This is a genomic window from Aquimarina gracilis, from assembly GCF_035285365.1.
GTDB classification, from domain to species: Bacteria; Bacteroidota; Bacteroidia; order Flavobacteriales; family Flavobacteriaceae; genus Aquimarina; species Aquimarina gracilis.
Window position 1 is genome coordinate 454,754 of the sequence record NZ_JAYKLX010000001.1, and the last position, 20,049, is coordinate 474,802.

Here is a 20,049-nt window from a genome sequence, read left to right on the forward strand (position 1 = left end):
TACAAGTTTAGTTATTATCTTCTATTCTATCGCGTTCTTCTCTTGAAACATTTTTTCTTTTCTTGTTCTTACTGTACTTAGAACCGAAACTATAATGTAGCTGAAGATAAATGTTTTGTCTTGCCCAATCATTTTCTATGGTAGCATTAACATTGTCATAGGTAATCGCTCCAAAGAACCTTCTGTTTAAGATTTCTTCAAACTCTACACTTACTTTGAGGCGATCATTTAAAAACTTTTTACTTAAAGCTATATCTACTCCAGCAATCCATTTATACTCAATTTGCCCTTCTAAGCCTCCTGTGGTATAGTACCCAGATATCTCAGAATTTATACCCCATGGTAATTTATATTCTGCACTAGTATACCAAGTAAAACTCCATTGTGAAAGATCTAAGACTGGGGTCAATCTTTTGGATTGATATTCGTTGTAGTTTACAATGACCCCGGTAAACCCATCTAAGCCTTTTACAAAATTTAATGGCCCAAAAAGACTAGCACTAAAATTGTTATTCTGGGCAAGATTGATGACCGACCTTGATGTTTCTGCAGAAGCATCGTTTTGTGTAATAATTTCGAATAATGCATCGGTAGTTTGCTTGTATCCAACACTGAAAAATGGTTGGTCATCATAAGTAAGACTAAACTGAAAACTATTGGTAAAAGCAGGTTTAAGATTTGGATTACCTTCTTCGAAGGTAAATGGGTCGTAATAATACACAAACGAGTTTAATGAACTATATGAAGGTCTTTGTATGCGATAAGTATAGGCTGTATTTACACTAATCTCATCTGTAATTTTTCTGGTAAGCGTAATACTAGGAAAAAACTTGGATATATTTCTAGTTCTGGTTTCGTTTTGGGTTACTGAAGTTCCTTTGGTATTGCTTTCTTCCCATCGCAATCCTCCGGAAAAAGACCACTTGTCTAGAGTTGCATTAAATTTTGAATATAGAGCCACGATACTTTCATCAATCAAAAACCTATTAGTTTGAGTGGTGTTGTTTACAAAAACACCTTCATCATTCTGAGTAAATGATTGTAAATCACTGTCAGAATTCACCTCAGAATACTTTGCCCCTGCTCCCCAACTAAAGTTATCACTAGCAATTCGTTTATAATCTCCCTGATAAGTAAAAATCTCATAAGTGGCGTCCTGAAAATAACGTTGATTATCATAATCCACAGGGCTTTCTTCTATTTTGAATAGATTATTTTGGTTGGTATATTCATAATCTATATAATTGAAATCGAGAGTTACTTTATTCTTTTCATCCTTGTATTCATAGTATGGATTTATGGTATATGTAGTTCGGTCCCTATCGAAACTATTATCTGTTACGAGCATAGTTTGAGAAGTTTCTGCTACAATGGAAGTATTGTTACTGGTAATTCGATCTGACTTTGCCCGAATTCCGTTTGCAGTGATTCCGAATGTATTTTTGTCGTTTAGATAATAATCAAATCCTCCGCTTACCCTATATGTTTCTGGATCGAAAGGTGAAATCGACGTTTGGTTATACGTTTCGTCCAACACCTCTCTCGAAATTATTAGATCCTCTCTCCATGAAGATCTATTATATCCGGCACTCGCCTGCCAATTCAGTTTATTTTTATAACTAGCTATCGATGCACTTACGCCATAAAGGTAATCGTCTACATATCCCAGGGTACTTTTTACACTACCGTGAGTACCAAGTTTTACATTTTTCTTTAAGATCACATCGATAATCGGTCCTGATCCTTCTGCATCATATTCGGCCCCAGGTTGCTGAATAAGTTCAACTCTTGCAATGTTATCTGCAGGCATTTCTCGCAATAGCGCATCGACATCTATATAATCGGTTGTTTTTCCGTTGATCAAAATCCGGATGTTACCCTGCCCCCCATAGTTTAGTCTTCCGTTGGTCACTATTACCCCTGGAACCTTTTTCATTACATCCTGTAGATTTGTATTAATCATCTCCGATTTTTCGATATCAACAATCAGTTTTTCGGCGGTTTGTTTTATAATCGGCTTTTTATAAGTCACGACCACCTCATCAAGCTGTTCAGACTGCAATGTGAAATCCAAGGTTATATCAACACCTCGATTTGTTAATGCTATGATTTCGGATGTTTTAGTTTCAAATCCCAACATTGAAACCTCGATCTTGAAGGAACCTTCTTTAACATTTTCAAACAGGTAAACACCTGTCTCGCTTGTTGCCATAGCGGTAACTGCTTTGCTAGTTTCATTTTCGTATAAAATAACATTGGCAAAAACTAATGGCTCATTGTTACTATCAGAAATACGTCCTGTAATTGAATTTTGGCCATTTACATTTGTTATCCCTATGTAAACTAATAGAAAGAAAATCAATTTTTTGAATCCCATGCTTACTTTGTTTCGTTATACTTGCTGAAACAAAACTAGAAGTAAGAGCTATGTACATAAAAGGTGATTCTGACGAAGTAGGGTAAAAAACCGGTCAAATCGGTTTATTTTCCTTTTTAGATATTCTAATGATCTCAAGAAAGTCTATTTTTCATCTTCAAAAGTTCTTGTTCGATAAGCAGCAGTTTGTCTTCTACATGATCTCCAAACTCGGGAATTCGTCTACAAAAGACATAGCGTACGCGCCATAATTCTTTTACATCAGAAATTGGGTATTCTTCATCCTCAATATTTTTATGATCGGCTCTTAACACAACATTGCTTTTAGTAATATAAAGCCTTCTGAAGATTAATTTATTATCTACCAGAACAAATACCAAAGTGCCATTATTAAGTTTTTTTATTACTGTAGAAGGAACTTTTTCTCCAATAACCACATCTTTGGGATAAAAGCCTTTATCGTGTGATGTCATTTCAAGATTTGTAACGGTATATCCTCGAAACTCCTTGGTAGGATTGAGCGGCAATTGTAATGCGGGTAATTCTTTTATGAACCCCTCTTTATCAAAAAAGGTAATGTAATCACTAGAAGAGTTTTCGGTTATACAAGGAATAGTGGCAAATTGTTCACGTTTTACATCTTCGGCATATGTGGTAAGATCTCCTTTAAACTTAAGAAGCTCGTTAACGGTTAATTCATGTGTGAGTAAGTTATCAATTTGTATGCTAAAATGATTAGCAATCTTTATAATTGTTTCTATTTTCGGTTCACTTCTACCCTCTTCATAGGCTCCCAAAGTACCTCTTTTAAGGTCAAAAAGCTCTGCAAAAGCCTGTTGACTCAGGCCTTTTACTCCACGAATTTTTTTAATGTTTTTTCCAAAAAATGACATTTTTGCTAATTTTATTTGCAATTATCAAAAATAATTGTACTTTTACACTAACAATATTAGCTAATATTTGATTAAAAAGCTAATTTTAGTAGAAATACTTTGTTGTTTTATTCTTTTCTTAAGAATTAGGGGGAACTATACTAAAATTTTTAGCATAAAACAATTTACTAACTTAAATCATTCATACCCATGATTACTCTTGTATTACATTTGGCCGATTTAGCCAAACATATTATTCATAATATTTGTTACTTTTTGTAATATTGAAAGACCTATAGAAACGGGAAGTACTATTATTTATCAATCAAAAAACACTCATCTAATGCAAGATCATTTTAAAGTTGTAAAAGACTATTTACAGAAACTTCATTATGATATCACTCATGAAAATACTCGAGAAGGAATTTTTATGATTAGCAAAGAATCTGAAGGAATTAAAAATATGATTCTTGGGGTTGCTCCACCGATTTTGATTATGGAACAACACATTTGCAATATTAAAAACAAAAGTGAAACTGTGTATCGCAATCTTCTGCAAAAAAACAGGGACATTCTTCATGGTGCTTTTGTATTGGATGAAACCGGTGAAAAAGTAATTTTTAGAGACACCTTGCAGATCGCAAATCTTGATCTGAATGAATTGGAGGGCTCATTAAATTCGATCGGAATCTTATTAGGGGAATATTCTGAACAAATCATTAATTTTTCAAGATATTCATAAATCAAAAAATTAGTAAAACTTATATTGTATCTTCTACACGACAATACTGTAACTAGATGAAAAAAAGAAAAATTGATCCAAATTTATTAATAGCAATTGGAGTTCTTATTGCTAGTTTTTCTGCTCTTTTTGTTTATATAAAACAAGCGAATATAATGAGTAAACAAACTGATATTTTACTCGAACAAACTAAAGCCAATGCATGGCCAAGATTAGATGTTGGATTAAATATCGGGTTTGACAGAGACGACTCCCCTCTCTTTTTAAATATAGAAATACACAACAAAGGTACTGGACCAGCTATTATAGAAGGTGTAAGAGTGTTATACGAAGATCAGCATACCATTGACTGGTGGGATTTGTTTAAAAAATCCAAACTTCCAGATTCGATAGACGACGGAATTGCAAATCGTGATATTTATAACTCGGTTGTATCTGCGAATGAAGAATTCTACTGGGCTCAACTTCAAGAAGATCGTAATTTGGCGGCATGGGTTTTTGAAAGAAAAGATAAAATAAATATCGAAATTTGTTATAAATCGGTCTTTGATGATTATTGGCTTTTAACAAAAAGATTAGGGGGAGATACAAAAATTGAAAAATTAGAAACTAAAGCATCTCCCATACCAAAAAATCAAGAGTTTAAACGATAGATCAAAGAGTAAATTATAACTAATTACCCTATTTCATATATTTAAAAACATTAGCGATTTTAAGCTAAGGTTTTCTTAGATAAAGTTTTACTTGAACATTGGAATCGATCCGTTTAAAGCCAATGTATACTAATATCACAATTATTAACCTAAACTTATTTTAAGTTCTTATAGTTCATGATTGTTTATGAGCATAATGAGATTCTGAAGTAAATTCAGAATGACAAGATGTAATGATATTATTGAACAAAACTAATAATCATTATAAACTTCATATATCTTTCAATTATTAAAAGCCCTGTTTTTTTCTGATAATTATGCAATGAACTCCAAAAAATTTGTAAATTTACATAAGCACTTATATAAATACTTATGCAAGATAAATTACAAGAATATGGTGAACTAGGGTTAGGATCCAGGTTAAAAAGGTTAAGTGAATATTTAATGAAAGAAACTCAGTTAATTTATAACGCTTGTAATATTGATTTTGACCCCTACCTATTCCCTGTTTTCAAATTCATAATAGACCATGAAGTTGCCACCACAACCATGATTCAAGAAGGATTACAGTTTACGCAACCCGCAATCACACAATCCTTAAAAAAACTAAGTGACAGGAAATTAGTGACCTACAAAACTGATAAAGCCGATAAAAGAAAGAAGCTTTTTACACTTACTCCCAGTGGCAAAAAGTTACATCAAAACATGGTTCCTGTCTGGAAAGTAATTGATGAGCAAGTAAAATGGTTAACCGAAGGAAGTTCAACAGGTTTAACAAGACATCTCGCCCATATCGAAAATCAATTTAAAGAAAAGTCATTAAGTAAAAGAATACTAGAAAAATTATGAGAAAGACCGTAGAACAATTAACAATAATACCCTTTGACCCAAAATACGCGAAAGATTTTGCACGCCTTAATGTAGAATGGTTAGAGAAATATTTTGTAGTCGAACCTTTGGATAAAGAGCTTTTAGAACAATGCGAAGAGACCATTATCAATAAAGGCGGTTATATTTTCTTTGCCAAAGTTGGAGAAGAAATTGCCGGAACATTTTCTTTGATCAAAATTGAAGATGCTACCTACGAACTTGGGAAAATGGCTGTTTCTCCAAACTTTCAAGGGAAAAAAATCGGACAACAATTACTACGTCATTGTATAGACTTTGCCAAAGAACAACATTGGAAAAAACTTGTCTTGTATTCCAACAGAATCCTTGAAAACGCCATTTACATCTACCAAAAATTCGGTTTTATAGAGATTCCTATAGAGGACAATCCCCTTTACAAGCGTAGCAATATAAAAATGGAACTTGTCTTATAAAAAAGTCCGCTTTGTCTTTTATAACAAAGCGGACATCTTAGTTAAACTTCCCCTTTTTAACTAATCATGAATTATTTTGATACTGTAAAGTTCTTACCATAGTTATTGTCCCAATACTCTTGCCCATTAACCTTGTATACAACTACATACTCCACATTATTTGCTGATTTATCAATTCTTGTTGTACCCGACCAACGCTCAATACCAAATTCGTTTGGACTTTGGATATAAAATGATGGACCATTGTACCAATACCTTCTAAAATCAAGTGTAAAATATCCTTGCGTTTGCCATCCATCAGTTGTATACACAACACCTACTTCCTTATTTGGAGCAAGATTTCTCACATCTACTGTAACGTTAAGAGAATTTTGATCATAGTAGGGTACATAAAATAAACTATCATAATCTGTGTCCACACTTACATTGGCATTAGCATCTGCAAGAAAGTATCCCTCGTTATTAGATATGGAGTAATTTGTACCATTATTATTATCCCAATATGTGTTGCCACTAACTTCATATTTAACAACAAATTGGTCTGCATATATTCTTGACACTCCGTATCCTCCATGATTGTATGCTCCTGTCCATACCTCATTTTGGTCGTCAATATCGAAACTGTAAGATAGCGGTATTTCTTCCCAGCTACCATCTATTTTTTCGTGAAAGATACTTACGCTTTTATCAAAATCAAGATCTGCTACTTTTACAGTAAACTTTCTTGAATACGAAGTATACCCCCGATACGATCCAGAAGCCGTCCAGGCTTTTACCAAACTTACAGGTTCTGAGTTTTTTGTTGGAATTGCACTCTTAGTGAGCACACTCTCTGGCGTTTCTTCGAAGTTATCTTCTGTCGAACAAGAGAAGATAACTAAACTGATTAATAGATAAACTAATTTTTTCATTGGTTTTTGGTTTTAAAAGTTAATATTTAGTTTGAAGAGATTATACGGTAGTTTCTACCATAGTTATTGTCCCAATATTCCTGTCCATTTACTTTATAGACTACTGCATATTCGATAGTATTTACAGATTCATCTACATTTACAGATCCTGTCCAGCGTTCAATCCCAAATTGATTTGGGCTTAACAGTACATAATTGTAACCACTATACCATCTTGGCGTATATGAAAGTGATAAATACTGTTGTGTTTGCCATCCATCTGTAGTGTAAACTACTTCAACCTCTTTATAAGGAGAAATATTTCGTATATCGGCAACAACAGAAAACCTAAGACCATCACTTCCGTAAACAGGATAGAGGCTATCAAAATCTGCATCTACACTTATATTTAAATCTGGTTGCGCAAACAAAGCGCCAATTTCTTTTTCTTCAATACGATAGTTGTCCCCATTATTATTATCCCAATAGGTAGTACCATTGACTTCATATTTAATCGCAAACTCGTCATCATAGATTTTACCATCGGTATATGCTGTATACCTGTATTCTCCTGTCCAGATCTCGTTTTGATCATCAACACTTATGCTAAATGACAATGGAATTTCTTCCCAGCTGCCATCAACTTTTTCATGAAATACACTTACATTTTTGTCATATGAAAGGTTTGCCACCTTAACTGTAAACCTTCTAGTCCAAGTATTAAACCCTCTGTAAAAGCTATAAGAGTTCCATGCTTTTATCAATGTAACGTTTTGATCATTCGCGATCGATTTTTGAATTACTTCACTTTTGTTTTCCAGATTTTGATCATTAATTAAGCTATCATCTGTTGCACAAGAGAAAGCAACAAGGCTTATTAGTAGATATATGTACTTTTTCATTTTAGAGTGGTATGTGTGATGATTTTATTAGTAAGTTATTTTATTAATCACGTAGTTATTTCCGTAATTATTATCCCAATATTCTTGACCTGCAGTTCTGTAAACAACTGCATACTCGATCGAGTTCGCATTGGGATCGACCTGAACTGAAGTTTCCCACTTATCAATATCAAATTGATTGGGGCTTATAATGTAATTCGAATATCCAACTCTAAAATATCTTTGATAACTTAATAAAGCTTTTTGTGTGGTAGCCCAATTGTCTGTTGTATAGACCACTTCAACGCTTCCTGCATCACCATAATTTCTTCTCGCATCTACATTAATAGCAAAATAACTTCCTGAAAACCGGGTATAGTAATTATCTACTAAAACTTCAATTTCTGGAGCCAGAAATGCTCCTTCGTTTACAGACATGCTATAATTGGACCCATTATTGTTATCCCAGAAAGTTTCTCCATTTACGGTATATTTTACAACAAATTCGTCATCATAATATTGGGTATCTGGCTCGACTTCTCCTACCCAGATCTCTTCATCATTTCCAATGTTTTGCTGAAAAGTTAACGGGATATCCACCCAGTTTCCGTTACTAGTGGCATTATGTATTGCCACCTGTTTTTGGAATGCAAGGTTTTTTACTTTTACGACAAAACGTTTTACAAATCGTTGTCTTACAGGACTACTGCTATTCGATGTCCAGGCTCTAAGCAGTTTTACATTTGTTGAACTGTTTTTAGATTTCAGTTCGATTGACTCATTTATCAACTCCAAATTATCTGTGTCATTTGTACAAGAGTACAGGCCCAAAATGGCGATGAATACTAAATAGAATTTTCTCATAATTAATGTTTGTTAGATGTTAATGCGGTTACTTTCTTTTCGAAAAGTTTAGTGGTTGTTAAAAGGGTTATTATGAAGGTATGTCCCGTAGTGAAACTGGGCAATTGACGGGGATGGATTTAACAATTATTTTACTAAAAACGTTTTCGGTTTCCCGTCATTTTAACCAAAATTTAATTTCAAAAAATTGGAATTATCAGATATACAACCAAAAACGATATCGTATTTAGAAAATCACAATTATCACGAAAAATTATCGGCATTTGAAACGAAAATTATCGTAGCTATTTTGCTCTTACAAAAACCTTTTCATTGGGGTTTATGAAAACTTTAAGTATTTTTCGTTACTAAGAAAAACTCACCAATTAAAACCTTACAACAAAGAAAAGAGTCAATCCCCTCATTTAAACAGGGGTTTTTCCCCCTTTTTTTCTCTATTAGTTTTTAATTCCTACAACTGCAATTCTTACAAAAACCCTTAATTAACAAGGTGTTATCTTCTATTTTCTTTAACAAATTTTGGGATACCTTTTTAAAAACAAGAGAATAATAGTATTTTTAAGATTCACTAACATCTTAAAAAACCTAAACCATGGCAGGCGAATTAAACAACGAACAAGAAAAACCGAACTTTTTTAATCGAATCAGCAAGTATCCAATAGAATACTTAGGTGTTGCTCTTTTAGGTGCATTAATTGCGTTTTTAATTTTTGGCAAGCAAGGAAGGGATTTTGGCCCTTATCCTCCTAGCGGAAACCCAGTAGACACTCTATCATTTGTTGAGATTTTAGATTTTTACGATAATTTTGACAATTTGGATACGGTAATTCGAAATTACACGAGACAAAGAAATAACGATCCATCATTTGAAACTTCCAGAGCTGTTTCTTTCGATTATCAGGGATTAATAGACTATCTAGATTTCATTCAAAACAATGCAGAAGAAGCAAATATAAAGATCTCTCAACTACGCTTTTATTTTGGACAATATGGTAGTAATGTAGGTAAGGACAAAAAATTTAAACAAACTCTATTTTTCAACCCTACCACAGTTTTTTCAAGCGGAGAAAAACAAGGGGATTTATCATATGCAATTTTAAGATCTGGCAATAAAACGAGTGCAGTTCCCCTAATTAGTGTCCTAGACACTCTAAATGAAGGATTAGGACAATTATCCAATGAAGAAAAAGTAATACAAGAAGCTGCGGTGATATCAATTTTACCTTCTAGTTCAATAATCTATAATGGGGCAGAATCTCAGGCCAGAAATGCTGGTCAGTTAAGCCCTCCGCCATCAGATATAAAGGACGCAAACCAATAAAACTGTGGATCAAGAGACTTTAATAATACTAAGAAACTTTTCTACAATAATAGAACTAGTTTCTGCAATCTTAGGTACGATATTCTATTCGAAGTACAAAAATTCCGTGCTTAAATTCTTTTTGTTTTATTTATGGTTTATAGTCTTATTAGAAATCTCTGGTTACATAATTGTTGAATATCGCTTAGTAGAAAATAATGCATGGTTATTTAACCTGTTTTACTTGATCAGTTTTACTTTTTTATTCTATTTATATAGTGCCATTGTAAAGAATAAAAAGAAAAAAAGGATTATTCAATTTTCGAGTATTCTATATTTACTAATATTCGTTATAAATGGCTTTTTCGAGAATTATTTAACAAGCTCTCAAACAATACCATTTATAGTTGCTTCAGCTTTATTGATTGTTGCAATAATATTTTATTTCGTAGGGATTTTAAGCACCGAAAAAGTTCTTCATGCTAAAAAAAACCTTTTATTCTGGATAAGTATTGGCTTTCTGCTTTTTTATGCTGGAAGCATTCCTTTTAGAATAGCACTAAATTATTATGCAAACATAGGAGGATTTAATGAGCTTTTTTCTATTAATTATTTATTAATTATAGTCTTAAATATTTGCTTTATCATAGGCTTTATATGGAGCGACAAGAAACAATCATATTAATTGCCAGCTGTATTTTAATTATGCTAATAGCAATAATTGTTTTTCTTTTCTTAATTTTTCAGAAAAGAAAAAACAGCTTGTTGATGCAGCAAAAAGAGGCTCAGAAGAGATTTGAAACGGCTATTGCCGAAACGCAGATCGAAATAAGAGAAGAGACATTACGCAATATAAGCTGGGAGCTACATGATAACATTGGCCAGTTACTTACATTGGCCAAAATACAGGTAAACATAGCCCAAGATGACCCCGCGAAACTACAAGAAGTAACCGATACTATAACCAAAAGTTTAACCGAGCTACGATCACTATCAAAGTTAATAAACCCCGATGCCATAAAGAGTCTTAATTTAACCGAAGCTATTACTCTTGAAATTGAACGATTTAACAGGATGCAGTTTATTAATGCATCAATTATTAGTAACGAAGAGGTAAAACCCCTGGATGACAAAATTGAAATTATAATTTTCAGGATTTTGCAAGAGTTTTTTACCAATACTATCAAACACTCAAAAGCATCGAACCTGGTAGTAAACGTAAATTATGATGAAGAAAAAATAGTAATCCATGCCTGTGATGACGGTATAGGCTTTGATAACTCAAATACCAATGCAAAACGAGGCATAGGATTAGGCAACATACAAAACAGATGTAAATTAATCGGTGCAGAAGTTACCATTGATTCTGAAGAAGGTAAAGGAACCGCTATGACACTCACTTATTTTTATAATAAGAAAAGTTTAACATCATTAGACACTGAAGTTAATTAGCTTTGGGCAATATAGCATCCTAGATGAACAACCAGGACCTTATTTTAATTAAAAAGAAGGAAAGACTTGGTTTTTGAAAGACATAATCAATACAAGTTGATTAATTTTGTAAATATATTTTAAGGGAACGCACATAAATCACAACTCATAAAACGAGTCATTGAAGATCATAACCTAAATTCAACCCTCCAATGACAAATTTTACTCGCCTACCGGCAAGAAAGGTCTGATGATTTAGAAAAGCATTAAAAATTAAACAGATGAAGTATTCAGTCGTAATCGTAGAAGACCATATTTTATTATCTCAGGCCCTATCTGGGTTAGTAAACGGATTTGATAAATTCAAAATATTATATATCTGTAAAAACGGAAAAGAATTGCTAACACGCTTTAAGGATCCAAAAAACATTCCTGACATCGTGCTCATGGATATTAATATGCCTATCATGAATGGCATAGAAACCACAGCTGCATTAAAAGAAGAATACCCACAAGTGAAGGTACTGGCCCTGTCTGTAGAAGAAGACGAAAACACCATATTAAAAATGTTAAGAGCAGGCGCAAAAGGATACCTGTTAAAGGATACCGAAAAAAGTATTCTTGAAAACGCCCTCATACAAGTACAGGAAACAGGCTTCTACCATACCAAAGATGTAACCAACCTATTGCTTGGATCGTTAAATCCAAAAGAGGATAAAGAGGTTGTACTCAAAGATCGAGAAGTAGAGTTTATAAAACATGCCTGCACCGAAAAAACATACAAAGAGATTGCCAGCGACATGTGCTTGAGCCCAAAAACCATTGAAGGGTATAGAGATTCTATCTTTGAAAAGTTGAATCTTAAAAATCGTACAGGCCTTGTTATTTATGCGATTAAGAGTAAAATATTTACTCCTTAACAAATAAATGTTAGGCTTTTATTCTTTATTATTCTCTAATTCAAAATAATAACATTTACCTTTGAAAGGTAGATGCTATAATTACCTCATGTTTTTAAGATATTTTTATACCAAAAAAATTATCTTTATTGCATATTGTACTTACTTTTGGCTCGTTTATTGATAAAAGCAAAAAACAAAGTCACGATTATCTTGGTAAATATTGTGATTTAACAACTTTTTGAATAAACTAACCATCTTATACTTCAATAAAAACACTGTTTTTTTGTTTATTTTTGTGAGTAGAAGAACATTGATATTTTTATGCTAAAACAACAATTAAATTTTAAGCTTTCTCAAAAACTATCTCCTCAGCAAATTCAACTCATGAAGTTGATTCAACTTCCTACGCAAGCTTTTGAACAAAGACTTAAGCAGGAAATGGAAGAAAATCCTGCTTTGGATAGTGGCAAAGAAAAAGCAGATGAATTTGAAGACGCTTTTAGCAATGAAAACCTTGGAGATGAGGATTATGGTACCGAGAAAATAGAAACCGAAATCAATGTTGATGAATACCTAAGTGACGATGAAATACCAAGTTATCGATTAAGCTCAAATAATTATAGTTCTGATGACGAAGACAAAAGTGTGCCTTACGCATCGGGCACTTCTTTTCATCAACATTTGGTAAATCAACTAAACACCTACAGACTTGATGACGAAGAGCGAGAAATAGCCGAATTTTTGGTCGGTAGTGTGGATGAAAGCGGTTACATACGACGATCACTATCAGATATCCTGGACGACCTTGCTTTTACTCAAAATGTATACACCACTGAAGATAAAATCGAAAGCGTTCTTAAAATTGTACAACAATTGGATCCGGCCGGTGTAGGAGCTCGCAGTTTGCAGGAGTGTCTTTGGCTTCAACTCGATAGAAAAGAAACCACAATCCCTATAAAATTAGCTTCAGAAATATTAAAAAAGGCTTTTGATCATTTCAGCAAGAAGCATTATGACAAACTTTTGGCAAAATTCGATGTCACCGAAGAGCAATTAAAAGAATCCATTGATGAAATAGAGCATCTCAATCCTAAACCAGGAGGAGCATATGCCGGCAACAATCGTATTATCGAACATGTAGTTCCTGATTTTACTATTAGGATTATAGATGGTGAGCTTGAACTCACCCTCAATGGCCGCAATGCCCCAGAACTTCATGTATCCAGAGAGTACAATAATATGCTTCAAGGGTACAAAGCCAGTAAAGAGAAATCTAAATCTCAAAAGGACGCGGTAATGTTCATAAAGCAAAAGCTTGATGCGGCAAAATGGTTTATCGAAGCAGTAAAACAGCGACAACAAACACTTTTTATCACCATGAGTGCAATAATGCACTATCAAAAAAGTTATTTTCTTAGCGGAGATGAACGTAACCTAAGGCCAATGATCCTTAAAGACATTGCCGATCAGATTGATATGGATGTAAGTACTGTATCTAGAGTAGCCAATAGCAAGTATGTAGATACTCCCTATGGTACAAAGCTGATCAAAGAATTCTTTTCTGAATCAATGACCAATGTTGAAGGAGAAGAAGTTTCGACCCGCGAAATAAAAAAGATATTAGAAATAACGATTGGTGAAGAAGACAAGAAAAAACCGTTAACCGACGAAAAACTTGCTAAAATCCTGAAAGAAAAAGGGTACCCAATCGCCAGAAGAACAGTTGCCAAATACCGCGAACAATTGGAAATACCGGTTGCCAGGCTACGAAAAAAAATTTAATGAACTTTTTTCTAAAAAGCGTTTCGTACATTTTACACCCTATTTTAATGCCTTTGATGGGCGCTATAATTTATTTTATGGCGGCGCCCAGATTTATTCCTGAAGATATTATAAAAGCCAAAATTATTGGACTAACCGTACTCACAGTTTTAATTCCTATAGTCTTGTTTTTCTTTCTTAAGAATATGGGAACTATTACCTCGATTCACCTGGAAAATGTAAAACAACGTAAAATTCCTTTATTATTACAATCCATACTGTTGATTGTGGTAATAAAAATGATAATCGATATATATCACTACCCCGAGCTTTACTTTTTCTTTTTGGGGATCTTATTTTCGATGTTAAGCTCGATCTTCATGGTCTTTTTTAACATCAAAGCCAGTCTTCATATGATTGGAATAAGTGGCGTTACCATGTTTACTATTGCTTTGAGCATTCACTTTGGAATGAATCTAATCCTGCTTATTTCGACCCTTATGATTGCAAATGGCCTCGTAGCCACATCACGTTTACATTGTAAGGCTCATAGCAATCTTGAACTAATACTTGGATTTCTAATTGGAGTAATCCCCCAATTGACACTAGTCAACTTTTGGTTATAAAATGTAAAATATCAAACCTACTTTGGCAGGATTTAAGCCTATACTTTCTCCTTCTAAAACGGCATTATCATCAAATAATGCGTTTAGACTATAATAAAAGTGAAAATTAAATGTGTTCCAACCAAACGTAAAAGTAGCACCAAATCTCCATCGATTTAACTCATTTACTTTTGTTTGCTTTATCTGTAAATTTGACCCTTTAAAATTAGACTTAAAATGATAAAGATATCCAATCCTGAAACCTGTATAGATTCGATAGAATTTATGTGTCTCTGGTACCGAAGTTCGCCATCTAAACTCCAACGGTGCTTCAACCAAATGAGTAGTGATTCGATTTGTATCAAAATCCTCTCCCTCTAAACTTGTAAACACACTACTTTCTGTCTCCTCCTCTTCTCCAATAAACAAATTCTGGTTATATACATTTAACGAATAACCAAGACCCAATCCAAATGCTACATTGCGTCGTTTATTAATAGGCATATCTCTAGTAAACCCTAAATGTAACCCCACAGAAAAGCCAGATTGATCTACTTTATCCGGCTTATTAAGGAGAATATTATAAGTTACCCCAACATAAAATTGATCTTCTCTATAAAGCGAGTCTATAGCCTTATACTCCTGTTCATTAGATTTCGTTTCTTGAGAAACACCCAGAAACAAATTAAAAGTACCTATAATATACAGCAAAAACTTCTTCATATACATCCGTAAAGTAAATCAATTTCTTCTGAATTTATACTATTACGATAAAACTTTAAATTACAAAAAACCCGCCAAATATTTTTGGCGGGTTTTTTATTTATAAAAGATTCTTTCTAGTCTTTCCTTTATTTAAGGTTTTGACTGGCGCTACCTTGCCTTGTGGTATAATTAATTTTCAAGGCCTCAACCTCTCTTAATTCATTTTTAATATCTCCAACAAGACCCATATTGGTATCTCCATCTACTTTAAGAGCGGTAGTTAAATAAGGAACTTCTTCTTCCCTCTTGGATGCCCTTTCGGCAAGAATAAAAGCTTTAATATCCTCTACAGCAGCAAACTTATCGTTAAGCTGAATTCTAGCTGTATTACCGGCACTAGCACGATATCTGGAACTTGGCTTACCTGCATAGATATACATTACCAAATTCTTCTTGTCTAGTTTCTCTATCTGATCTGCATACGGTAATTTATTTTCGATCATCAAAGTATTTTGACGCATCACCGTTGCAACCATAAAGAAGAATAATAACATAAATACAATATCTGGTAATGATGCCGTAGAAATAGCTGGTAATTCACCACTTTTTTTCTTTTTAAACTTTGACATAAGAATTTTGTTTTACGTTATTACAATTATTTCTTTGGTTCTGCCTCAGAGAGTTTCTCTGGGAATAAGAACTGAATTTTCTTGATATCTTCCTTAAGAGTTTCCTTGTTACCGGCGTAATTAACATCTTTAAGATCTTTCTCCATCTGCTCAAAAGACTTACCGTATAAACGCTCGGCCTCCCTGTTACGCAAAGTAGTATATGCTGCTACCAATTCATTCTGAACTGCAATATAGGTAGAATATGTAGTCTCCCTATTGTTACGTAAAGAAATTACAGCTTTTGTTGGATTATCTGAAGAAGACGGATCTTTTGCTCCCTGGCAATAACCACATCTATCTTCACCTGTTCCTCCTCCATTATCCAAGAACTTAATTGCTGCTTCACGAAGGTCTTTTAACTCCATAGGCACTTCCTCTACCAATAAATCGTTGTTTTTATTCACTTCAACAACAAAAATATTTTTCTCCTTCAAGATTGGAGGCGGTTGATCCGTATCCTGTGGAGGTGGAAGCTTACGACTAATACCACTATCGGTTTCGATAGTTGTAGTAACCAGGAAGAATATAAGAAGTAAGAATGCAATATCTGCCATAGACCCTGCATTTACTTCTGGTGCTGATCTTCTTGCCATAATTATTTACCTATTAATTTTTTAATACCCGAAAGAAACATTAAACCAACCGCTACTGCAGCCAAGAAGTAGAATGCGTACAATCCGGTTCCTACCCATTTCGATCCACTTTCAGAAAGTACTTCTCCATCTTTCAAAGGAGTTTCAACTCCTTCTGCCATCACAAAACCAAGTCCTACGACAACTAGAAAAGCAACGATTCCGATCAAAGTATTTTTAAGACCTGAAGGGTTCTTAGCCAGTGTAGAAAACACTGTAATCAATGTTGCTACAATGGTGACTACAAAGATTATCAATGTAAGCGTATACAATGGGCTTACCATTGGTGCCGCTTCATCCAAAGAAAGCTCTCTAGCCTCTGAAACACCATTTTGATCCATCAAATCACTAATTGAACTACTCATCACATACCAAAGGATCGCCCCTATGATACCTACTGCCAGTACAACATATGATAATATTTTAGAAATTTTCATGTGTTTATATTTTTTTGGTGCTTACCGCACGATTAAACAATAAGATTACTTACTTTACTTAGAAAAATCTTATTATTTCTTGTTTTTGTAAGCTACCAACATATCGATCAATGTGATCGAAGCATCTTCCATATCATTAACGATTCTATCGATTTTTGCAACAATGTAGTTATAAAAGATCTGAAGAATAATCGCAACAATAAGACCAAATACAGTAGTAAGAAGTGCTACTTTAATACCTCCTGCTACAAGTGAAGGCTGCATATCTCCTGCTGCTTCAATTTTATCAAATGCCTGGATCATACCGATTACAGTACCCATAAACCCAAGCATCGGTGCTAATGCGATAAATAAAGAAACCCAAGATACGTTTTTCTCTAATTGTCCCATTTGAACACCTCCGTAAGCAACAACTGCTTTCTCTGCAGCATCAATGCTTTCGTCTGCTCTGTCAAGACCTTGGTAATAGATAGATGCAACAGGACCTTTCGTATTTCTACAAACTTCCTTAGCTGCTTCTACTCCACCACTATTAAGTGCGTCTTCAACATTTTGTTGTAATTTTTTAGTGTTTGTTGTAGAAAGATTTAAAAAGATAATTCTTTCAATTGCAATCGCTAAACCTAGGATTAAACATAAAAGTACGATTCCCATAAATTCAGGACCTCCTTCGATAAAACGCTTTTTCAAGTTTTGATGGAAGGATAAATCTTCTGTAGCATCAGATGCTGCATCTTCTTGTATTGTTGTCGTAGTTATAGGAGCAATTAATAATTGCACGTTTGCCGTAAATAACTGGGCAGGTGCAGTAGCTGCTTGTAAGTTTCCAAAAGCCATTACCGCTGCGATTGCCAGAATAGAAAATAATCTTTTCATTGCGCTGATTCTTAATTTTAATTAGTTAAAGGGTTAAAGATATAAAAATATTATATAATCTTTCAAAAATTTAAATATAATGGCAGAGAGGAAGGGATTCGAACCCTCGATACGCTTTTGACGTATACACACTTTCCAGGCGTGCGCCTTCGACCACTCGGCCACCTCTCTAAAAGTTTTCCCAAAAAATGGGAGGAGCAAATAACAAAAAAAATGTTAAGTACTAAAATTTGAGGCGTTAATTTTCTAACATTTCCCCGCGTAGCGAGGTTTCATAAATGGTTTTGAGGACTTTAAGAGGTAAATTTTCTCCCAACAAGTACATCAGTTTGGCTACTGCAGCTTCTGTTGTGATGTCCTTTCCAGAGATAACCCCTGCTTTTTTTAAAGCCACGCTAGTATCATATTTCCCCATTTCAACACTTCCTCCTGCGCATTGTGTTACATTAACCACAGGAATTCCTCTTTTAATTGTCTTTGAAATGATATCTACAAACCACTTTTTTGTTGTCGTGTTCCCTGCTCCATACGTCTCAATAATGATACCCTTGATATCTTCAGAAGAAAAAATATGTTGAATAATCTTTTCATTTATTCCCGGAAACATCTTCACAATAACTATATTATTATCAAAATGAGTGTGATATACCATTTTTTTTCTTCGGTTCGCTAGGCGCAAAAATGATTTATTAACCTTGAGATGTACTCCCGACTCTACAAGCATAGGATAATTCAACGATTGAAAAGCTTCAAAATGCTCTGCATTTATTTTGGTGGTTCGGTTGGCACGTAAAAGTTTGTACTCAAAATAAAGCCCTACTTCGGTAACAATGGGCTTACCCTTTTCTCGTAATGCCGCAATCTGAACAGCAGTAATCAGATTCTCTTTTGCATCTGTCCTTAAATCACCTATAGGAAGTTGAGATCCCGTAAAAATGATTGGCTTTGCCAGATTTTCGAACATAAAGCTTATGGCAGAAGCTGTATACGACATGGTATCGCTACCATGCAATACTACAAAACCATCATAAGCATCATAATTAGTATTGATTATATCTCCCAAGTCCTTCCAACGATCCACATTCATATCTGACGAATCAATAGGCTCCGCAAAACTTACCGTATCTATAGAACAATCTAATTGTTTAAGCTCTGGAATTTTCAACAATAATTCATCAAAATCAAAAGCCGCAAGTGCTCCTGTTTCAAAGTTTTTGATCATACCAATTGTACCACCAGTATAGATAAGAAGTATGTTGGGTGATGAATTCATAATACAAATGAACAAATTTTAAGTTATTGTCGATCTATACTCCAAATATTTCTTTGGAGTTATGAGTGGTAACCGAGGCGATCTCTTCTACTGGCATATTATAGATTTCTGACAACTTATTAAGGACATTGATTATGTATGCACTTTCATTTCTTTTTCCTCGATATGGTGTAGGAGCCAAATAAGGTGAGTCAGTTTCTAAAACTATATTATGCAAAGGTATTTGATTCAAAAACCTGTCAATTTTTCCATTTTTGAATGTTACAACTCCTCCTATCCCTAACTTCATATTAAAACCTATTGCGCGATGAGCATCTTCTATTGTTCCTGTGAAACAATGAAAAATCCCAAAAAGATCATCCCCTTTTTCGGATTCGAGCACCTCAAAAATTTCTTCAAAAGACTCGCGACAATGTATTACGATGGGCAACTTATATTTTTTTGCCAATTGAATCTGGTACCGAAATGCTTCCTTTTGCTGTTCGAGAAACGTTTTATCCCAATAAAGATCAATCCCAATCTCTCCAACTGCGTAAAATTTTTTGTCTCCTTTTGAGTGCAAACGCTTTTCTAATTCCTCTTCAACATGTGCAAGCTCTTCTTTATAATTCTCTTTTACATGAGTTGGATGCAAGCCCATCATTAAAAAAACATGTTCTGGATATCGAGATTCGACTTCATACATTGTTTTTGTATAAGCCGAATCTATCGCTGGCACAAAAAAACGCGTTATTCCACTTTCTATGGCACGTTGCATCATTGCTCCCTGATCTTCATCAAAAGCTTCGCTATAAATATGTGTATGTGTATCGGTAATAATCATGCGGCAAAAGTAAATAAATTTTGCACGCAATT

The 20,049-nt window shown here is 34.0% G+C and carries 22 protein-coding genes and 1 tRNA gene; 10 read left to right on the top strand and 13 right to left on the bottom strand.

Translation table 11 applies throughout. The features are described from left to right. Positions 1-7 precede the first annotated feature (7 nt). Together U6A24_RS01850 and U6A24_RS01855 are read right to left on the bottom strand one after the other, a co-directional pair. Positions 8-2,377: an outer membrane beta-barrel protein gene (locus U6A24_RS01850; protein ID WP_324178232.1), complete on the bottom strand. Its 2,370-nt coding sequence runs from the start codon at positions 2,375-2,377 to the stop codon at positions 8-10. 134 nt (positions 2,378-2,511) lie between these two features. Next, positions 2,512-3,270: a helix-turn-helix transcriptional regulator gene (locus U6A24_RS01855; RefSeq protein ID WP_324178233.1), complete on the bottom strand. Its 759-nt coding sequence runs from the start codon at positions 3,268-3,270 to the stop codon at positions 2,512-2,514. 322 nt (positions 3,271-3,592) lie between these two features. Between U6A24_RS01855 and U6A24_RS01860 the strand changes: the two genes are divergently transcribed. From U6A24_RS01860 to U6A24_RS01875, 4 genes are all read left to right on the top strand, one after another. After that, positions 3,593-3,991 (top strand): type III secretion system chaperone family protein, encoded by a 399-nt coding sequence (locus tag U6A24_RS01860; protein WP_324178234.1) that lies wholly within the window; start codon positions 3,593-3,595, stop codon positions 3,989-3,991. A gap of 56 nt (positions 3,992-4,047) precedes the next feature. After that, positions 4,048-4,644: a hypothetical protein gene (locus tag U6A24_RS01865; protein WP_324178235.1), complete on the top strand. Its 597-nt coding sequence runs from the start codon at positions 4,048-4,050 to the stop codon at positions 4,642-4,644. Positions 4,645-5,016: 372 nt separating this feature from the next. Next, on the top strand, positions 5,017-5,493 hold the full coding sequence (locus U6A24_RS01870; RefSeq protein WP_324178236.1) for a MarR family winged helix-turn-helix transcriptional regulator: 477 nt from the start codon (positions 5,017-5,019) through the stop codon (positions 5,491-5,493). Next, entirely contained in the window at positions 5,490-5,966 is a 477-nt protein-coding gene (locus U6A24_RS01875) for a GNAT family N-acetyltransferase (RefSeq protein ID WP_324178237.1), read from the top strand. Before U6A24_RS01870 ends, U6A24_RS01875 begins: the two co-directional genes overlap by 4 nt. 71 nt (positions 5,967-6,037) lie before the next feature. Here U6A24_RS01875 and U6A24_RS01880 read toward each other — a convergent pair whose 3' ends face one another. From U6A24_RS01880 to U6A24_RS01890, 3 genes are read right to left on the bottom strand one after another with little or no spacing between them, the layout of a single operon-like run. Further along, the gene (locus U6A24_RS01880; protein WP_324178238.1) at positions 6,038-6,877 is read right to left on the bottom strand and encodes a hypothetical protein; all 840 of its coding nucleotides are present in this window, start codon (positions 6,875-6,877) and stop codon (positions 6,038-6,040) included. Positions 6,878-6,903: 26 nt separating this feature from the next. Then, positions 6,904-7,758 (bottom strand): hypothetical protein, encoded by an 855-nt coding sequence (locus tag U6A24_RS01885; RefSeq protein ID WP_324178239.1) that lies wholly within the window; start codon positions 7,756-7,758, stop codon positions 6,904-6,906. A 27-nt stretch (positions 7,759-7,785) separates the two neighbouring features. Then, positions 7,786-8,601 (bottom strand): hypothetical protein, encoded by an 816-nt coding sequence (locus U6A24_RS01890; RefSeq protein WP_324178240.1) that lies wholly within the window; start codon positions 8,599-8,601, stop codon positions 7,786-7,788. A 592-nt stretch (positions 8,602-9,193) separates the two neighbouring features. On the opposite strand from U6A24_RS01890, the gene U6A24_RS01895 reads away from it, so the two are divergent. The 6 genes from U6A24_RS01895 (at position 9,194) to U6A24_RS01920 (ending at position 14,621) form a co-directional block, all read left to right on the top strand. Then, complete coding sequence (locus tag U6A24_RS01895; protein ID WP_324178241.1) at positions 9,194-9,922, top strand: hypothetical protein; 729 nt, start codon at positions 9,194-9,196, stop codon at positions 9,920-9,922. Positions 9,923-9,926: 4 nt separating this feature from the next. Further along, on the top strand, positions 9,927-10,586 hold the full coding sequence (locus U6A24_RS01900) for a hypothetical protein (protein WP_324178242.1): 660 nt from the start codon (positions 9,927-9,929) through the stop codon (positions 10,584-10,586). An 83-nt stretch (positions 10,587-10,669) separates the two neighbouring features. Beyond that, positions 10,670-11,353, top strand: a complete 684-nt coding sequence (locus U6A24_RS01905; protein WP_324178243.1) for a sensor histidine kinase — start codon at positions 10,670-10,672, stop codon at positions 11,351-11,353. A 260-nt stretch (positions 11,354-11,613) separates the two neighbouring features. After that, complete coding sequence (locus tag U6A24_RS01910; protein WP_324178244.1) at positions 11,614-12,252, top strand: response regulator transcription factor; 639 nt, start codon at positions 11,614-11,616, stop codon at positions 12,250-12,252. 303 nt (positions 12,253-12,555) lie between these two features. Further along, on the top strand, positions 12,556-14,016 hold the full coding sequence (rpoN, locus tag U6A24_RS01915; RefSeq protein WP_324178245.1) for an RNA polymerase factor sigma-54: 1,461 nt from the start codon (positions 12,556-12,558) through the stop codon (positions 14,014-14,016). Beyond that, positions 14,016-14,621, top strand: coding sequence for a hypothetical protein (locus U6A24_RS01920; RefSeq protein ID WP_324178246.1), 606 nt, complete (start codon positions 14,016-14,018; stop codon positions 14,619-14,621). Before rpoN ends, U6A24_RS01920 begins: the two co-directional genes overlap by 1 nt. On the opposite strand, the gene U6A24_RS01925 is transcribed toward U6A24_RS01920, so the two are convergent. The 8 genes from U6A24_RS01925 to U6A24_RS01960 form a co-directional block, all read right to left on the bottom strand. Beyond that, entirely contained in the window at positions 14,616-15,323 is a 708-nt protein-coding gene (locus U6A24_RS01925; RefSeq protein ID WP_324178247.1) for a porin family protein, read from the bottom strand. The two genes, U6A24_RS01920 and U6A24_RS01925, sit on opposite strands and share 6 nt — an antisense overlap. 128 nt (positions 15,324-15,451) lie before the next feature. After that, positions 15,452-15,934 (bottom strand): ExbD/TolR family protein, encoded by a 483-nt coding sequence (locus U6A24_RS01930; protein ID WP_324178248.1) that lies wholly within the window; start codon positions 15,932-15,934, stop codon positions 15,452-15,454. A 26-nt stretch (positions 15,935-15,960) separates the two neighbouring features. Continuing rightward, a complete protein-coding gene (locus tag U6A24_RS01935) occupies positions 15,961-16,569 on the bottom strand; it encodes an ExbD/TolR family protein (protein WP_324178249.1) in 609 nt (202 codons plus the stop codon). 2 nt (positions 16,570-16,571) lie between these two features. After that, positions 16,572-17,045: a hypothetical protein gene (locus U6A24_RS01940; RefSeq protein WP_324178250.1), complete on the bottom strand. Its 474-nt coding sequence runs from the start codon at positions 17,043-17,045 to the stop codon at positions 16,572-16,574. A 72-nt stretch (positions 17,046-17,117) separates the two neighbouring features. Next, positions 17,118-17,921 (bottom strand): MotA/TolQ/ExbB proton channel family protein, encoded by an 804-nt coding sequence (locus U6A24_RS01945; RefSeq protein WP_324178251.1) that lies wholly within the window; start codon positions 17,919-17,921, stop codon positions 17,118-17,120. Positions 17,922-18,001: 80 nt separating this feature from the next. Continuing rightward, positions 18,002-18,092, bottom strand: a tRNA-Ser gene (locus U6A24_RS01950). 67 nt (positions 18,093-18,159) lie between these two features. Then, on the bottom strand, positions 18,160-19,194 hold the full coding sequence (locus U6A24_RS01955) for an asparaginase (protein WP_324178252.1): 1,035 nt from the start codon (positions 19,192-19,194) through the stop codon (positions 18,160-18,162). Positions 19,195-19,228: 34 nt separating this feature from the next. Continuing rightward, the gene (locus tag U6A24_RS01960) at positions 19,229-20,017 is read right to left on the bottom strand and encodes a TatD family hydrolase (RefSeq protein WP_324178253.1); all 789 of its coding nucleotides are present in this window, start codon (positions 20,015-20,017) and stop codon (positions 19,229-19,231) included. Between the last annotated feature and the right edge of the window lie 32 nt (positions 20,018-20,049).

What these genes read in the sequence shown, in the direction of transcription:
- U6A24_RS01955 (WP_324178252.1), bottom strand. Translation starts at nt 19,194, where the DNA reads ATGAATTCATCACCCAACATACTTCTTATCTATACTGGTGGTACAATT.
- U6A24_RS01875 (WP_324178237.1), top strand. Translation starts at nt 5,490, where the DNA reads ATGAGAAAGACCGTAGAACAATTAACAATAATACCCTTTGACCCAAAA.
- U6A24_RS01855 (WP_324178233.1), bottom strand. Translation starts at nt 3,270, where the DNA reads ATGTCATTTTTTGGAAAAAACATTAAAAAAATTCGTGGAGTAAAAGGC.
- rpoN (WP_324178245.1), top strand. Translation starts at nt 12,556, where the DNA reads ATGCTAAAACAACAATTAAATTTTAAGCTTTCTCAAAAACTATCTCCT.
- U6A24_RS01890 (WP_324178240.1), bottom strand. Translation starts at nt 8,601, where the DNA reads ATGAGAAAATTCTATTTAGTATTCATCGCCATTTTGGGCCTGTACTCT.
- U6A24_RS01940 (WP_324178250.1), bottom strand. Translation starts at nt 17,045, where the DNA reads ATGAAAATTTCTAAAATATTATCATATGTTGTACTGGCAGTAGGTATC.
- U6A24_RS01905 (WP_324178243.1), top strand. Translation starts at nt 10,670, where the DNA reads ATGCAGCAAAAAGAGGCTCAGAAGAGATTTGAAACGGCTATTGCCGAA.
- U6A24_RS01865 (WP_324178235.1), top strand. Translation starts at nt 4,048, where the DNA reads ATGAAAAAAAGAAAAATTGATCCAAATTTATTAATAGCAATTGGAGTT.
- U6A24_RS01880 (WP_324178238.1), bottom strand. Translation starts at nt 6,877, where the DNA reads ATGAAAAAATTAGTTTATCTATTAATCAGTTTAGTTATCTTCTCTTGT.
- U6A24_RS01870 (WP_324178236.1), top strand. Translation starts at nt 5,017, where the DNA reads ATGCAAGATAAATTACAAGAATATGGTGAACTAGGGTTAGGATCCAGG.
- U6A24_RS01885 (WP_324178239.1), bottom strand. Translation starts at nt 7,758, where the DNA reads ATGAAAAAGTACATATATCTACTAATAAGCCTTGTTGCTTTCTCTTGT.
- U6A24_RS01935 (WP_324178249.1), bottom strand. Translation starts at nt 16,569, where the DNA reads ATGGCAAGAAGATCAGCACCAGAAGTAAATGCAGGGTCTATGGCAGAT.
- U6A24_RS01925 (WP_324178247.1), bottom strand. Translation starts at nt 15,323, where the DNA reads ATGAAGAAGTTTTTGCTGTATATTATAGGTACTTTTAATTTGTTTCTG.
- U6A24_RS01860 (WP_324178234.1), top strand. Translation starts at nt 3,593, where the DNA reads ATGCAAGATCATTTTAAAGTTGTAAAAGACTATTTACAGAAACTTCAT.
- U6A24_RS01945 (WP_324178251.1), bottom strand. Translation starts at nt 17,921, where the DNA reads ATGAAAAGATTATTTTCTATTCTGGCAATCGCAGCGGTAATGGCTTTT.
- U6A24_RS01895 (WP_324178241.1), top strand. Translation starts at nt 9,194, where the DNA reads ATGGCAGGCGAATTAAACAACGAACAAGAAAAACCGAACTTTTTTAAT.
- U6A24_RS01920 (WP_324178246.1), top strand. Translation starts at nt 14,016, where the DNA reads ATGAACTTTTTTCTAAAAAGCGTTTCGTACATTTTACACCCTATTTTA.
- U6A24_RS01930 (WP_324178248.1), bottom strand. Translation starts at nt 15,934, where the DNA reads ATGTCAAAGTTTAAAAAGAAAAAAAGTGGTGAATTACCAGCTATTTCT.
- U6A24_RS01910 (WP_324178244.1), top strand. Translation starts at nt 11,614, where the DNA reads ATGAAGTATTCAGTCGTAATCGTAGAAGACCATATTTTATTATCTCAG.
- U6A24_RS01850 (WP_324178232.1), bottom strand. Translation starts at nt 2,377, where the DNA reads ATGGGATTCAAAAAATTGATTTTCTTTCTATTAGTTTACATAGGGATA.
- U6A24_RS01960 (WP_324178253.1), bottom strand. Translation starts at nt 20,017, where the DNA reads ATGATTATTACCGATACACATACACATATTTATAGCGAAGCTTTTGAT.